We start from the raw sequence: 15,789 nt of genomic DNA, 5'->3' as shown, positions 1-15,789 counted from the left end.
GAGTTGTCGCCGCAAGCCTTGATCGGCCGCAGACGAAATATCCACGTGTTCGCCACACGGTTCTCGGAAATGAGGGGCGAAATCGGCTAGTCGACCCCTACGAGGCTGCGTACTTCGAAGTCCTCGTATGTCTCCTTTGTTTCGGGACGGCTGAGTATCGAACCCAGCCAGCCGAGGAGGAAGCCGGCCGGGATCGAGACGATTCCGGGATTCTGCAAGGGGAACCAGGCGAAATCGACGTTCGGGTAGAGCGAGGCGGGCGCCGAGGAGACGACCGGGGAGAGGACGACGAGGACCACCGAGCAGAGCAGGCCCCCGCACAGACTGAGAAGGGCGCCCTGCGCGGTGAAGCGCCGCCAGAAGAGGCTGAAGACGAGGGTGGGGAGGATCGCGGAGGCGGCGATGGCGAAGGCGAGGAAGGCGAGGGTCGCGGAGTTGGCGCCCCAGGAGATCAGCGCGAGCAGCATGCCGAGGATGCCGATGACGGCGGCCGCGAGCCGGGCCACGGCCAGCTCCTCCGTCTCGGTGGCCCGGCCCTTGCGGATCACCTCGCCGTAGAGGTCGTGGGCGAGGGAGGACGCGGCGGCCAGGGTGAGGCCCGCGGCGACCGCGAGGAGGGTGACGAAGGCCAGGCAGGACAGCAGGGCGGTCAGGACGGCACCGCCCAGGTCGTGCGCCAGCAGCAGGACGGCGGCGTTCCCGGTGCGGTCGTTGCGCGCGATGGTGTCGCTGCCGAGGACGGCGGTGGCGCCGAGACCGAGGATGCCGGCCGCCAGACAGACGAGGCTGACCAGGCCCATCGCCCACACCACCGAGGTGCGCAGGACGTCGACCGACTTCGGGGCGAGCAGCCGCATCATCACGTGCGGGAGGGCGGCGAGGCCGAGCACGATCGCCAACTGGAGGCTGAGGAAGTCGAGTTTGCTGGTGACACTGCCGCCGTAGCGCAGGCCGGGTTCCAGGAACCGCGCGCCCTGACCGCTGTTGTCCGCGGCGGCGGCGAGGAGGTTCCCGACGTTCCAGTCGAAGCGGTGGAGCACCATCACGGCGGTCACGGTGACACCGGAGATGAGCATGACCGCCTTGACGACCTGGATGAACGTGGCGCCCGGCATGCCTCCGATGGCCGCGTAGACGATGACGACGGTACCGATGACGACGACGCACAGGGTCCGGGTGGCCGCGCTGGGTTCGCCGGTGAACTGCGTCAACAGGGCCACGCTGCCGACGAGTTGGGCGACCAGATAGAGGACGGTGATGGTCAGCGTGCACAGTGCCAGGGCGAGCCGGACCGGCCGCTGCATCCGGGAGAGACGGATCGCGAGGGTGTCGCCGAGGGTGAACTTGCCGGTGTTCCGCAGGGGTTCGGCGATCAGCAGCAGGACCATCATCCACGCGACGGCGGTGCCGCACAGGTACAGCAGTCCGTCGTACCCGGTCAGGGCGACCAGGCCGGTGCTGCCGAGGAGGGTCGCGGCCGACAGGTAGTCGCCGCACATGGCCAGGCCGTTGCGCAGCGGCGACATCACCCGGTTGCCGAGGTAGAACTCGCCGATCTCGTCGCGCTGGGGGGCGGTCAGCAGCGCGGTGAACAGGGTCACGACGACCACGGACAGGAACAGGACCAGGGTCAGCTGGAGGCTGAGGCGGTCCACGACGGAGGCGCCGAACGTCACCACGGGCGGAACTCCTCACCGTGCCGGCCGGCGCGCGCCTCGAAGGCGCCGTGCCGGCGGCCTCCGGCGCCCTGGCGGCGGTCCTCGCCCTCCTGGTGCCGGACCAGGCCGCGCAGACCGCGGACCACCGGGGTGACGTTACTGCGCACGTGCACGAGGTAGCGCCACACGATCACGCCCATCAGCACGAACTGCCCCAGCCCCAGGGCCAGTCCGATCGTGAGGTGGCCGCTCAGGGGGGTGTTCATGAGGCCGGGCAGGAAGCTGGACAGCAGGACGTACAGGAGGAATCCGCCGACGGCCACGGCGGTGGCCCGGACACCGAACCGGCGGTGGGCGCGGCGGAGCGCCTGATACTCCGGCCGGCCGGACACCGACGGCCGCTCGCCGCCGCCGAGACCGGCTTCGGGGCCTGTTTCGTAGGGGAACGGCGGTCCGCCGAGCCCCGTGGAATGCCGTGACACATGCACCTTCTTCGCTGCCGCGCCGGTCGCCCGACAAAGGCACACCGGAGCCATGGTCTGAGCGGACTTGTGGGGAGTTCGTGAATCCGGAATTCACGCGATGCGAATTGCGCGCTTCTCGAGGAGCCTGGTGGGGGTTACGGCCGATGGGTCGGGTCGACGACGTGGCCGGGACCGGGATTGTTGCAGCGCCGCCGTTGAACTATCAACCGGCCGGTACAACCCGATCTCGGAGCTGACTCATTCACGCGCTGCGATACATGTACGCGCCATCCCACGGCCTGCGAAAAGGCGGGCCCGCCGAATAGGTCTGCACCTTCTCTCCGGCCAGGTTGTCTCAAATGCAGTGCACAGGGGACTCCCCCGTCGCTGACGGGCGCTTGTCACCCACGGAGCAAGGCCGGCTCTGCGGGACTCACCTCGCGCAAACAGAACGGCGTTGGGCTCGGCACGACCTGGGGGCGCTGCCATATTCGAAGGCCACTTCGGAGGTGGCAGTGACAGTAGAGGTGACGACGACACGCCTGCCCGACCGCACCGCCGACCGCGTTCTCGCGCTGGAGGCCCGCCGGGCGCGGGCCGTGGCCGGGGACCGGCCCAGAAGACGCGGCAAGTTCGGCGCCCGCGAGCGGATCGACCTGCTGCTGGACCCCGGTTCGTTCACCGAGACCGGCCTGTTCGTGCGGGCCCGGCCGACCGGGGACGGCACCGACCGCCCCTACGGGGACGGGGTGATCACCGGGTGCGGCACCATCGACGGGCGGCCCGTCTGTGTGTTCTCCCAGGACTCCACGGTGTTCGGCGGGAGCATGGGCGAGGCCTTCGGCGAGAAGACGGTGGCCCTCATGGACCTCGCCCTGCGCACGGGGTGCCCGGTGATCGGACTCAACGACGGTGGCGGCGCCCGCATCCAGGAAGGGGTCGTCTCCCTCGCCCTCTACGCCGAGCTGGTGCGCCGCAACGTGCAGGCGTCCGGGGTGATCCCGCAGATCTCGGTCGTCCTCGGACCGTGTGCCGGCGGGGCCGCCTACTCCCCCGCCATCACCGACTTCACGGTCATGGTGGACGGCGCCTCGCACATGTTCGTCACCGGGCCCGACGTCATCGAGGCGGTCACCGGGGAACGCGCCACCGCCGAGGAACTGGGCGGCGCCCGCACCAGCAACTCCCTCAACGGCAACGCCCACTTCCTCGCCGCCGACGAGACCGAGGCCCTGGACACCGTACGGGAGCTGCTGTCGTACCTGCCCGTCAACAACCTGGAGCGGCCGCCGAGTTACGCGCCCCTGCCGCCGCCATCCGACATCCCGCTCGACGAGATCGTGCCGGACCGGCTCGGGCAGGCCTACGACATGCGGGACGTCCTGCGGGCGGTCGTCGACGACGGTGAACTCCTGGAGGTCCAGGAGCTGTTCGCGCCGAACATCATCTGCGCGCTGGCGCTCGTCGAGGGCAGGTCCGTCGGGGTGGTCGCCAACCAGCCGCTGCACGCGGCCGGGGTGCTGGACATCGACGCCTCCGAGAAAGCGGCGCGTTTCGTTCGGTTCTGCGACGCGTTCGGCATTCCGCTGCTGACCTTCGCGGACGTGCCGGGCTATCTCTCCGGGGTCCGGCAGGAGCAGGCCGGGATCATCCGGCGCGGCGCCAAGCTGCTGTACGCCTACGCCGAGGCGACCGTGCCGAAGGTGACGGTGGTGGTGCGCAAGGCGTACGGCGGCGGGTACGCGGTGATGGGCTCCAAGCACCTGGGCGCCGACATCAACCTCGCCTGGCCGACCGCGCGGATCGCGGTGATGGGTGCCGAGGGCGCGGTGGGCGTCCTGCACCGGCGGGAACTGGCCGCCGCCGACGACCCCGAGGCGCTGCGGGCCCGGCTGGTCGCCGCCTACGAGGACACCCACGGCACGCCCTATCTCGCCGCCGAGCGCGGCTACGTCGACGCCGTGATCGCCCCCCACGACACCCGCGCCCACATCTGCCGCGCCCTGCGTGCGCTGCGCGGCAAGCGTGCCCCGATGCCGGAGCGCCGGCACGGCAACATCCCGCTCTGACCCGTCTCGCGAGGAGACCAGCCTGATGGACAGCCGCCGTCCCCCGCTCGCCCCCGCCTTCCGCACGCTGCCGGAGTACCTGCGGCACTGGGCCGAGACCACGCCCGAGCGACGGGCGTTCACCTTCGTCGACCATCCCGCGCCCGGCTCGCGGGGCGTCCACCGCACCCTGACCTGGCGCCGGCTGGACCTGCGGGTCCGTGCCGTGGCCGCCCGGCTGGCGGAGGAGGCCGAGCCCGGGGCCCGGGTGGCGCTGCTGTGCCCCCAGGGGCTGGAGTACGTCACCGGGTTCCTGGCGGCGCTCACCGCGGGCCTCGTCGCCGTACCGCTGTATCCGCCGGGTCTGCCCGGACAGGACGACCGGCTCACGGCGGTGCTGGCCGACGCGCGGCCCGCCGTGGTCCTGACGACGAGCCGACACCTGGAGCAGGTAAGGGAGTCGGGCGACCGGGTCGTCGCCGTGGACGAGGTGCCGGACGCCGCCGCGGGCGACCTCGAGCCGGTGGACGGCGAGGTCGCCTACCTCCAGTACACCTCGGGGTCCACGCGCACCCCGGCGGGCGTGGAGATCGGGCACGGCAACGTCGTCGCCAACGCCCGTCAGGCACTGACCGCCTACGGCGCGGACGCGCACCCGGTGACGTGCGTGGGCTGGCTGCCGCTCTACCACGACATGGGACTCGTCCTGAGTGTCGCCGCCCCGGTCGTACGGGGGCTGCTGTCGGTGCTCATGGACCCGGTGGCCTTCCTGCACGAACCCGCCCGCTGGCTGCGGCTGTTGTCCGCGCATCCGCGGGCGCTGAGCGCGGCGCCCAACTTCGCCTACGACTACTGCGCCTCGACGGTGACCGACGCGCAGAAGGCGGAGCTGCGCCTGGACGGCGTCTTCGCGCTCATCAACGGCAGCGAACCGGTCCGCCCCACCACGGCCGACCGCTTCCAGGCGGCCTTCGCGGAGCAGGGGCTCGGCGCGCGGACGCACTGTCCTTCGTACGGCCTCGCCGAGGCGACCGTCTTCGTCAGCGCCGCCCGCCCGGGGCAGCCGCTGCGCCGGTTCGCGCTCGACCGGGACGCGCTCGCCGAGGGCAAGGCGCTGCCGGCGCGCCCCGACGATCCCAGGGCCGTCCTGCTGGCGGGCTGCGGTGCCCCGGCGGGACAGCGGATCCGGATCGCCGATCCCCTCTCGCAGGCCGTCCTGTCCGAGGGCGAGGTCGGTGAGATCCAGGTGCGGGGGCCCAACGTGGGCCGCGGCTACTTCCACCACGAGGAGCAGTCCCGGCGCGTCTTCGGCGCGGACGGCTGGCTGCGCACCGGTGACCTCGGGACCGTCCTGGAGGGGCAGTTGCTCGTCACCGGGCGGCTCAAGGACCTGATCGTCGTCGACGGCCGCAACCACTACCCGCAGGACGTGGAGGCCACCGTCCAGGACACGCATCCGGCACTGCGACGGGACCGGCTCGCCGCGTTCGGGGTGGCGGGCGGCTCGGGTGAGCGGGTGGTCGTGGTCGCCGAGCACACCCGGACCACCAGCCTCGCCGAGCTCGACGTACCGGCTCTGGTGCGGGCGGTGCGCGCGGCCGTGTCGGCCCGGCACGGACTGCGGCTCGCCGACGTCGTCCTGGTGGCGCCGGGCACCGTGCCCCGCACGTCCAGCGGCAAGGTGTCCCGGGCGCTCACGCGGGAGCGGTATCTCGCGGGCGCCTACGCGGTGGGCGGTGCCGCGTGAGAGCCGTGGACGCGGGCGCGGTGCGCCGGCTGGTGGTGGAGCGGCTGGCCGAGTGGACCGGCACACCGGTCACCGAGGTGCCGATGGACCGGCCGCCGGCGGATCTCGGGATGGCCTCGCGGGACGCGGTCGTGCTGGCCGGGGAGCTGTCCCGGCTGACCGGGCGGGAGCTGCCGGCGACACTGCTGTGGGAGGCGCCCACCGGGGAGGCACTGGTGGCGCACCTGTGCCGGACGGCCGCTGGGCCCGAACCGGGTCCGGTCCCCGCGGCGGCGGCACCTTCGGCCTTCGGGGAGCCCGTCGCCGTCATCGGCCTCGGCTGCCGTCTGCCCGGCGGGGTTCACGGCCCGGAGGACTACTGGCGGCTGCTGACCGACGGGGTCGACGCGATCCGGCGGGTGCCCGAGGACAGGTGGCGCGACTTCACCGCCTTCCCGCCCGAGGACGCGCTTCCCTACGGCGGCTACCTCGACGACATCGCCGGGTTCGACGCGGACTTCTTCCGGATCACCCCGCGCGAGGCCGCCGTGATGGACCCGCAGCAGCGGATCCTCCTGGAGGTCGTGCACGAGACGCTCGCCCATGCCGCCGTCCCGGCCGCCTCCCTCGCCGGCACCGCCACCGGGGTCTTCGTCGGGGTCTCGGCGCCGGAGTACGGCGCGCTCACCGGCGCCGACCCCGCGGCCGTCGACCCCTGGGCGCCGGCGGGCGGCGCGCTGAGCGTGACCGCGGGCCGGCTGGCGTACGTGCTGGACACGCGGGGGCCGAGCATGGCCGTCGACACCGCGTGCTCGTCCTCACTGGTCGCCGTGCACCATGCCTGCGTGAGCCTGCGCACGGGCGAGAGCGACACGGCGATCGCGGCGGGCGTCAACCTGCTGCTCTCCCCCACCGTCACCGTGGCGTTCCGGCGCGCGGGTGCCCTCGCGCCGGACGGGCGGTGCAAGCCGTTCTCGCCGCACGCCGACGGCATCGGACGCGGTGAGGGCTGTGCGGCCGTGCTGCTGAAGCGGCTGTCCGACGCCGAGCGCGACGGCGACCGCGTCCTCGCCGTCATCCGCGCCACCGCCGTCAACTCCGACGGCCGCTCCAACGGCCTCCTGGCCCCCAACCCGGCCGCCCAGCAAGCCCTGTTGGCGACCGCCTGCACAAGGGCGGGGCTGTCCCCGGCGCACATCGACTACGTCGAGGCGCACGGCACCGGCACGCCGCTCGGCGACCCGATCGAGGCGGGCGCCCTGGGTGCCGTGCTGGGTGCGGGCCGCGACCCCGACCAACCGCTGCTGCTGGGCTCCGTGAAGTCGAATCTCGGGCACCTGGAGTCCGCCGCGGGCATCGCCGGGCTGGTCAAGACGGTCCTCGCCCTGCACCATGACGTCATCCCGCCGTCCCTGCACTGCTCCGGGGGCAGCGCCCTGGAGGACGAGCGGCTGCGGGTGGTGTCGGAGGGCGAGCCCTGGACGCGCTACGGCGGTACGGCCACCGCCGGGGTCTCCGGGTTCGGTTTCGGCGGCACCAACGCCCATGCAGTGCTGGAGGAATGGCGGCCCGGAGTCCTGCCCTCGCGTCCGGGGGAGGAACCCGGGGCCCGGCTCCACGTCCTGTCCGACGTGGACGAGGAGCGGTTGCGGGACACCGCGGCCCGGCTCGCCGACTGGCTCCGCACCGCCTCCGAGCACCCCGCCGACGTGGCCCGCACACTGGCGGGCCGTGCGGGACGCGGGAGCGTACGGGCGGCGGTGGTCGCCCGGGACCGCGCCGAACTCGCGGACGGACTGGACGCGTTGGCACGGGGACACCGGTCCGGGGCGTCAATGCACGGACGGGTCGTGACCGGTGACCGGGACCTCGTCGGGCGGGGCCCGGTGTGGGTCTTCTCCGGGTACGGCAGTCAGTGGGCCGGGATGGGGCGCCGCTTGCTGGCCGAGGAACCCGCCTTCGCCGCCGCCGTGGAGAAGCTCGACGCGGAGTGCGGGCTGTCGCTGTACGAGCGGCTGTCATCGGGGTGCGCACTCGACCGGCTGGAGGTCGCCCAGCCCGTTCTCTTCGGACTCCAGGTGGCGCTCGCCGAGGTGTGGCGTTCCTACGGCGTCGAGCCCGCCGCCGTCATCGGCCACTCCCTGGGCGAGGTCGCCGCCGCGGTGTGCGCGGGCGCCCTCGACGTGTCGGAGGGGGCCAGGATCGTCGCCGTGCGGGCCCGGCTGCTGAGCGGGCTGCGGGGCGGGGCGATGGCGGTCGTCGACCTGGAGGACGGTGAACTCGACGCCCTGGCACGGGACTTCCCCGACGTCCACGTCGCCGTCCACTCCTCGCCGGGCCAGAAGGTCGTCACCGGCGCGGAACCGGCGGTGGCGCGGTTGGTGCGATGGCTGGAGGGACAGGGGCGGGCGGCCCGGTCCATGCGGGTGGTCGGGGCCGGTCACTCCCCCCAAGTCGAACCGCTCCTCGCGGAGTTGACCGAATCCCTGGCCGATCTGGGCGGTCGCGCGCCCCAAGTGCCCGTCTACTCCACCGTCCTGGACGACCCGCGCGGCGACAGTGTCTTCGACGCCGCCCACTGGGCCGCGAACCTGCGCCGGCCCGTACGGCTGGACCGGGCCGTCGCCGCGGCCGCCGCCGACGGTCACTCCGTCTTCGTCGAGATCTCGCCGCACCCGGTCCTGACGCGGGCCGTCACCGACACCACGCCCGGTGCCCTCGCGATCGGCACCCTCCGAAGGGACGGCGACGGCTGCGCGGACTTCCTCACCCAGCTGGGCTCGCTCTACTGCGCGGGCGGACGGCTGCCGCTCCCGGCCGGACGGGTCGTCGATCTGCCGGCGCCGCGCTGGAAGCATGTCCGGTACTGGTGGACGGACGGGCGGGGGGCGGTCCCCGCGAACGCACCGGCCGCCCCTGCCCAAGTGCGGGCCAGGAAACCCGACGCGGCGCAGGACACCTCCGTCGCCGGCCGCCTGTGCCATCACATCTCCACCGTCACCGGCCACCCCGCAGACCGGGTCACCCCCGCCACCGCGCTGGCCGACCTCGGGCTGGACTCCCTGATGGCGGTGCGGATCCGTACCGCCCTGGAGCGCGAGTTCGCCGTCGAACTGCCCCTGCGCGACCTGCTCGGCGCCACCACCGTCCAGGAACTGGCCGACCGGCTCCGGCCAGCCGTGCCGGCCGTGGTGCGCCCGCTCCGCGCCACCGGCGACCGTCCCCCGGTCTTCCTCGTGCACGCCGCCGGCGGCACGAGCGAGGTCTACCGGGCCCTGGCCGAACGCCTCGGCAACGAGCGGCCGGTGTACGGACTCGAACGCATCGAGGACGCCCGCACGGTGACCGAGAAGGCGCGCCGCTACGCCGAGGCCGTCACCGCCGTCCACCCCGACGGACCCTGTCTGCTGGGCGGTTGGTCCTTCGGCGGCTTCGTCGCCCAGGAGACCGCGCGCCAACTCGCCGCCGCGGGGCGGGAGGTGGAGCTCGTGGCGCTGATCGACTCCGTGCGGCCCCTCCCCCGGCCCGACCGCACACCGGGTGACCGGGTCCGCGCCCACTTCGAGGGGTTCGCCCGGCACGTCTCGGAGGTCTACGGGGTCCGGCTGGAGCTGCCGTACGACGAACTCCTCGCGATGGACGACGACGGCGAGCGGATCGACACCGTGCTCGGGATCCTGCGCGCCCGCGCCGAGGTGCCGGCCGCCGCCCTGGAGCACCAGCGCTCCTCCTACCTGGACCTGAGGATCGGCGAGGCCCACCGGCCGGGCCTTCACGAGGGGCCGGTGGTCCTGTACCGGGCCACGGAACCCGCCCCGCACACCGTGCGTGATCCGGCCTACGAACGCGACGACCAGGCGCTGGGCTGGGACGAGGTGTGCCCGGACCTGACCGTCGTGCCGGTCGCGGGACACCACCTGTCGCTGCTCGACCCGCCGCACGTCGACGAGATCGCCGCGCACCTGGGGCGAGAACTCGCCGCGAGAACCCGCTGAACGTGATCCGAGGAGAGCCGCCATGCACCGTCGCCCCACCGCAGTGTCCCGACGTACCGTCACCAAGGCCGCGGCCGGTGCCGGACTGGCCGCCCTGATCGGCGCCCGGCCCGCCGCCGCGCTCTCGTCGCGCACCGTGGACGTGTCCGTGTCCTCCGCCGCGCTCGGCCGCAGCGCGCCGGTGCGGCTGATCCTGCCCACGGGCTTCGACGCGCAGCCCACCCGGACCTACCCGGTGCTGTACCTGCTGCACGGCGCCCACGACGACTACACGTCCTGGACCCGGGAGACGGACATCGAGGCCTTCACCGCGGGCCGGGACCTGATCGTCGCGATGCCCGACGCGGGCCCCACCGGCATCCCCACCGCCTGGCGCGGCGGACCCGACTACGAGACCTTCCAGCTGACGGAGGTTCCGGCGCTGCTCGCCCGCAGCTACCGGGCCTCCGGCGTACGGGCCGTCGCGGGGGTCTCCACCGGGGGCTACGGCGCCATGGCGCACGCGGCCCGGCACCCGGGCCTGTTCACCGCGGCGGCTTCCTACAGCGGGATCCTCGACACCATGGCACCCGGCGTCCCGACCTTGATGGACGCCATCGTGGCCCGCGAGAACCTGGCGCCCGCCTCGCTGTGGGGCAACCCGATCCTGAACCTGCTCACCTGGCGCGACTTCAACCCCCGCGACCGCGCCACCGGCCTGCGCGGCACCGCCCTGTACGTCTCCCAGGGCAGCGGTCTGGCGGGCGGCACCGGTGACTGGCTGCCCGAGGCGCTGGAGAGCGCCCTGTGGCCCTCCGCGCAGGGCTTCGCCAACACGCTGGCGCTGCTGCGGATCCCGGTCACCACGCACTTCTACGCAGGAGGAGGACACAGCTGGGCGTACTGGAAGCAGGAGTTCACCGCGTCGTGGCCGATGCTCGCCCGCGCTCTGGGGGTGCCGGTGTGATGTCGGTACCGTCGGGGCACGGAACGCATCGCAGGGGACGTCCGTCCAACACAGGACTTACCCCTCGCCCCACGGGCAACGGCCCACGGGTGAGCCGCTTCCGGGTGAAAGGAGGGTCCGCCTTGGCCACCCCCGCCCCGCACGGAGTACCGGAGGGCCGCGACGCCACCGCGGTACCGCCCGATCTGGCCGACCTGCTGCGCGCCCAGTTGGAGGAGGTCGCCGACGAGGTCGAGGAGGAGGTCCGCCGGCAGGTCCCCGAGTACGCGCGTCCCGCCGACGGGACCTACCGCGAGCACCTGAGAGCCGGTGTCGTGCAGGCCCTCACGCTGTTCGTCGACCACATCGCCGACCCGCGTGGCCGCGGCGAGGCCATCGCGGCGACCTACTACGAACTCGGGCGCGGCGAGGCCCTGGAGGGGCGCAGCCTGGACGCCCTGCAGTCCGCGCTGCGGGTCGGCGGGCTGCACGCCTGGCGGCTGATGGGCCGTACGGCGGAGGAGCTGGGACTGGACTCCTCGGTGGTCACGGCGCTGGGTGAGCTGGCGTTCCGTACCGTGCACGAGGTCGCGGAGGCGGCGGCGGCCGGATACTCCGAGACCCGCGCGCACAACACGGACGAGCTGGAGCGGCGGCGCCGACGGCTGCTGGACCTGCTGCTCGGCGACGGACCGGTGGCGCTCGCGGCGGTGCAGGACCTGGCGCACGGCGCCCGGTGGTCGGTGCCCCGGCAGGTCGCGGTCGTGGCGCTCGCGGCAACTCCGGACCAGCGGGACGAGGAGTGGCCGCTGGCCGCCGCCGGGGCGCTGGTGGACATGGAGTCACGGCCGCCGCGGATGCTGATCCCCGATCCGGACGGCTCCGGCCGGTTCGGGGGGCGGGCGTTCGGGCTCGCGCTGCGCGGGCGGCCGGCCGCGATCGGGCCGACGGTGCCGCTCGCGGAGGCCGCCCAGTCGCTGCGCTGGGCCACCCGGGCCCTGGGGCTGATGGGGCGCGGGATCCTGCCCCGGCAGGGGGTGGTGCGCTGCGCGGACCACCTGTCGACGCTCCTGCTGCACAGCGACGAGCCGATGCTCGACCAGTTACGGACCCGGGCCCTGGCACCGCTGGAAGCGGTGTCGGAGGGGCAGCGCGAGCGGCTCGCCGAGACGCTTCTCGCCTGGCTGCTCAGCGGCAGCAATGTGCCCGACGTCGCCGCCCGTCTCCATGTGCATCCGCAGACCGTGCGTTACCGGCTGCGTCAGTTGGACAAGGTGTTCGGTGAGGTCTTGCACGATCCCGGCGCTCGTCTGGATCTCATTCTGGCACTCACCACGGCACAAAAGAACGAGGAATTCCTGAATTCCCGTCCATAACACCTCCGCCGGTCGAGCGAATACCTTCGGGACATCCTTTCCACAGGCGTTTCACGCGCCCCACCCTCAAAGGATCCCCCTATGCGTATTCGCGTATGCCTCGCCGCGCTCTCCTTGGTCGGCGGGGCCACGGTGGCTACCGTAGCTGCGCCGTCCGCGACGGCCGCGGCCTGCTCGGACATCGACGTCGTCGCAGCTCGCGGCACGTTCGAGCCGGGTACGCTCGGTTTCATCGTCGGCGACCCGGTGTTCTCGGCCCTGCAACGGAAACTGACGGGCAAGAACCTGTCGAGCTACAAGGTGAACTATCCCGCGGACCTTTCCCTCACCTCGGCCGCGCAGGGCAACGCGGACCTGGTGAACCACGTGAACAGCCAGGCGTCCGCGTGTCCGAACCAGCGTTTCATCCTGGTCGGATATTCGCAGGGCGCGAACGTCGTCGACAATTCCATCGGCATCAGCAGCGCCGGTGCGGTGGTCGGCAGTCCCATCGTGGCGACCCTGCCCGCGGCGGTGGAGCCGAAGGTCGCCGCCGTGCTGCTGTTCGGCAACCCGATCCGGGCCATCGGCAAGAGCGTCACCGGCACGTACCAGAGCCGCACGATCGACTTCTGCGCCAAGGGCGACCCGGTCTGCGAGGCGGGCGGCAACGACACGCTGGCGCACCTCGGCTACACCGCGAACGCGGACGCTGCGGCGGCCTTCGCGGCGGGCAAGGTCTGAGCGGACTGGCGGCAAGGGCAAGGGCCCGGGAGGAGTTCCTCCCGGGCCCTTCCCCATGGGGCGTGGGATTTCCTCCCGGGCCCCGGCGCCTATCGCGGATCGCGGGCGAACTCCGTCAGCGCGGTGGACACCGGCTCGGGCCGGCCGTTGTTCTGCACCGGTGCCGCGGTCAGCACGTCGAGGTGCTGGTAGCCGTCCGCGACGACGGGGTGCAGCTCGGCGGGGACCCGGCCCGCGAGCAGCCCGTCGCCCGCGAGGACGGTGAGCGTCGGGTTGGCGGTGAGCCCGTCGGGGTGCACGACGAGCCGCTTCACCTGCGGGGAGGTGGACAGTTCGAGGTCGGTGACGAGCTTGGTCGGGAAGTACTGCTCGGTGAAGTCCAGTGGCTGGGTGCCCATGCTGCGCGCCAGCTCCTGGATGTCGGTGACCTCCTTGCCGGCGGCGGTGAACGGCGTGCCGTCCGACGACTTGTACCCGGGGTCGTCGGCGTCGCCGACCCGGTCGTAGTCGCGCCAGGTGTAGAGCGGGCCGTGCGGTACGGCGGGGATGGCCTTGTACTCGGTGCCGAAGAGGCCGGGCTGGGCCGAACTCCCATTGGTGACGGGGAAGTTCTTGTCGGTGACCGGTCCGCCGTCGAAGAAGCCGACACTGCTCTGGAGGAAGGCGAGCGGGACGGACTGGTCGTCCATGAGCGCCCCGAGCACGGCCTCGTTGGTGAGCCGGAAGTCCTTCACGGCAGGTGAGCCGGTGAGGAAGGTGGCGGTGTCCTTGGAGAACAGGAAGCGGTTGGTGGCCTCGATGTTGGTGTTCTGCGGCAGATAGCTCGGCAGGTCCGCTTCGCCGTCCGGGTCCTGTACGGCGCCGACGCCCGCGATGGCGAGCAGGGTCATGGTCTCGGGGTTGAGCAGGACGGGCGCGGACAGCGAGCGCGGGAGGAGTCCGCTGTCGAGTCCGGCCTGGACGACGCCGTAACCGAGGCCGACGTCGGGCAGGTTGGTGTCGTCCGGGATGCTGCCGCTCAGGTCGGCGAGCGAGGTGGAGACGGTGGTGTCGAGGGCGAAGTACCCGGCGCACTGGTTCTGGCCGGCGTCGGCGGTGGTGGCCGGGTTGCCGTCGAAGTCGGCGGCGGCGAAGTAGCCGGTGATGACACCGCCGAGCGAGTGGCCGCCGCACAGCACCTTGTCCTTGCGGACCCTCTGGTCGGGCAGTTCGGCGGCGAGCAGGTCGTACTCGTCCCGCACGGTCTGCTCGATGCCGAGCTTGGCCATCCAGCCGAGCTGGTCGTTGCCGACGAACCCGGCGAAGGTGCGGCCCCCGACCTGCTTGCCCCGGTAGTAGTAGTCGACGGCGGTGTGCTGGTCGCCGGTGGCGGTTCCGGTGTGGTCCTCCAGGCAGTTGGAGCGCCGGTCCAGGGCCCAGAACTCGATGTGCCGGCCCTGCTGGGCGGCGCGGGTCACGGTGTTGCGGGCGACGCTGTCGAAGGCGCCGGCGCCCTCCAGGATGCCGGGCTGGGCGACGAGGACCCGGTCGGCGTCGGCCGAGGACGCCGGGCCCGCGGAGGACCGGTAGCGCAGGTACGACAGCCAGTCGCACGCCGCGGGCCGGGCGCCGAAGGACGCCGGCAGGGGTGCCTTCACACGGACCACGGTCTCGGTCACGCCACCGGCCGACCCGACGGCCGTCTCGGTCCGTGCGCCCTCCGCGGAAGCGGAGGCCGACGCGGTGAACGCCCCGGTGGTCAGCAGCGCCGCCAGCGCCGCGGTACGCCACGTTCTTGCTCTGCTGCGACTCGTGTTCATGCCGGGACCGTAGGACGCCACGGGCGGGGTTCTCGGGGGTTGCTCACAAGAACGCAGGGCCTGGTGGACGCTTTGTCACCAGGCGCAGGAAGCCGTCAGTCGTCGCGCAGGGTACGGCCCGGTGAGCGGTCGTAGGAGCGCCGGTAGAGGGTGGCGAAGCGGCCGGGGTGGGAGAAGCCCCAGCGGGCGGCGATGTCGGCGACCGTGGCTCCGGCCTCGGGGTCGGCGGCCGCCAGCTCGTCGTGGGCGTGGGACAGGCGGACCCGGCGGACGTAGGCGAGCGGGGTGCTGCCCAGGTGCCGGCGGAAGGCGTACTGGAGCGCACGGACGCTGATGTGGGCCGCGTCAGCGATCTGGGCGACGGTGAGGGGCCGGTCGGCGTGGCCCTCGATGAAGGCGAGGGCGCGGCGCAGTGCGGCCGGATGGGCGTCCTGGCGGTCGGGGCCCGTCGGGTCGGCGGACGCGGTGTTGGGGAAGGTGGCCAGGACGGTCGCGGCCAGGTGCTGGGCGGCGGTGGCGGCGACGAGCGGCTGGTCGGCGACGGCGGGGTCGGCGAGCACGTGGTCCTGCACGTAGCGGATGGTCGACCGCAGCCGCTCGCCCGCGGCGGGGCTGAGCGGCCGGTGTCCGGTCAGCCGGACCGGTTCCTGGCGCAGCGGACCCGCGGTCCCCGCGACCTGGGTGAGCAGCTCGGGGTCCAGCATCGTGATGTTGTAGCGGGCCGCGCGGATGCGGCCCGCGTAGGACAGCTCCGGCGGGGCGAAGGACACCACGTCACCGGGCCCGAAGGAGTCCGAGACACCTTGGTAGACGTGGTCCTCGATGGTGCCCTCGTGCACCACGCACAGGCAGATCCGGCCCAGCGGGGTGACGGCGTAGCTCATGTCGAAGTCGAGGTCGAGCTCGTCGACGCTGACCGTGTCGATGGCGCTGCGGTGGATGCGGGCGCGGCTGCTGTCCGGGGTGCCGTTGCCGATGCGCATCCTCGCGTAGGCGTGACTGAGGAACTCCTCGGTGCGCTCCAGGTCGTCGCTGTCGAACGTGAGCGTCTCCACGCGGTCAGGTCCTCCACTCT

At 72.8% G+C, this 15,789-nt stretch carries 10 protein-coding genes; 6 read left to right on the top strand and 4 right to left on the bottom strand.

Annotated elements, in window-relative coordinates; translation table 11 throughout:
- Nucleotides 1-86: 86 nt before the first annotated feature.
- The gene (locus OHN19_RS41390; protein WP_330269153.1) at nt 87-1,679 is read right to left on the bottom strand and encodes a cation acetate symporter; all 1,593 of its coding nucleotides are present in this window, start codon (nt 1,677-1,679) and stop codon (nt 87-89) included.
- Nucleotides 1,673-2,140, bottom strand: a complete 468-nt coding sequence (locus OHN19_RS41385; RefSeq protein ID WP_330269152.1) for a DUF485 domain-containing protein — start codon at nt 2,138-2,140, stop codon at nt 1,673-1,675. Before OHN19_RS41385 ends, OHN19_RS41390 begins: the two co-directional genes overlap by 7 nt.
- Nucleotides 2,141-2,649: 509 nt before the next feature.
- On the opposite strand from OHN19_RS41385, the gene OHN19_RS41380 reads away from it, so the two are divergent.
- The 6 genes from OHN19_RS41380 to OHN19_RS41355 all read left to right on the top strand — a co-directional run bounded on the left by OHN19_RS41380 (nt 2,650) and on the right by OHN19_RS41355 (nt 12,915).
- Complete coding sequence (locus OHN19_RS41380; protein WP_330269151.1) at nt 2,650-4,191, top strand: acyl-CoA carboxylase subunit beta; 1,542 nt, start codon at nt 2,650-2,652, stop codon at nt 4,189-4,191.
- 25 nt (nt 4,192-4,216) lie between these two features.
- Nucleotides 4,217-5,917 (top strand): fatty acyl-AMP ligase, encoded by a 1,701-nt coding sequence (locus OHN19_RS41375; RefSeq protein WP_330269150.1) that lies wholly within the window; start codon nt 4,217-4,219, stop codon nt 5,915-5,917.
- Nucleotides 5,914-9,891, top strand: coding sequence for a type I polyketide synthase (locus tag OHN19_RS41370; protein ID WP_330269149.1), 3,978 nt, complete (start codon nt 5,914-5,916; stop codon nt 9,889-9,891). Before OHN19_RS41375 ends, OHN19_RS41370 begins: the two co-directional genes overlap by 4 nt.
- 22 nt (nt 9,892-9,913) lie before the next feature.
- Nucleotides 9,914-10,837, top strand: a complete 924-nt coding sequence (locus OHN19_RS41365) for an alpha/beta hydrolase family protein (protein ID WP_330269148.1) — start codon at nt 9,914-9,916, stop codon at nt 10,835-10,837.
- Between the two features lie 122 nt (nt 10,838-10,959).
- Nucleotides 10,960-12,192: a helix-turn-helix domain-containing protein gene (locus OHN19_RS41360; protein WP_330269147.1), complete on the top strand. Its 1,233-nt coding sequence runs from the start codon at nt 10,960-10,962 to the stop codon at nt 12,190-12,192.
- An 81-nt stretch (nt 12,193-12,273) separates the two neighbouring features.
- Nucleotides 12,274-12,915: a cutinase family protein gene (locus OHN19_RS41355; protein WP_330269146.1), complete on the top strand. Its 642-nt coding sequence runs from the start codon at nt 12,274-12,276 to the stop codon at nt 12,913-12,915.
- An 89-nt stretch (nt 12,916-13,004) separates the two neighbouring features.
- On the opposite strand, the gene OHN19_RS41350 is transcribed toward OHN19_RS41355, so the two are convergent.
- Nucleotides 13,005-14,714 carry a hypothetical protein gene (locus OHN19_RS41350; RefSeq protein WP_330269145.1) on the bottom strand — a complete coding sequence of 570 codons (1,710 nt, stop codon included), beginning with the start codon at nt 14,712-14,714 and terminating at the stop codon, nt 13,005-13,007.
- A gap of 95 nt (nt 14,715-14,809) precedes the next feature.
- Nucleotides 14,810-15,769 carry a helix-turn-helix transcriptional regulator gene (locus OHN19_RS41345; protein WP_330269144.1) on the bottom strand — a complete coding sequence of 320 codons (960 nt, stop codon included), beginning with the start codon at nt 15,767-15,769 and terminating at the stop codon, nt 14,810-14,812.
- Between the last annotated feature and the right edge of the window lie 20 nt (nt 15,770-15,789).

This window comes from Streptomyces griseorubiginosus (genome assembly GCF_036345115.1).
Taxonomy (GTDB): Bacteria; Actinomycetota; Actinomycetes; order Streptomycetales; family Streptomycetaceae; genus Streptomyces; species Streptomyces griseorubiginosus_C.
The sequence above is the reverse complement of the archived record's forward strand: the minus strand, read 5'-3'. Positions and strand labels throughout refer to the sequence as shown.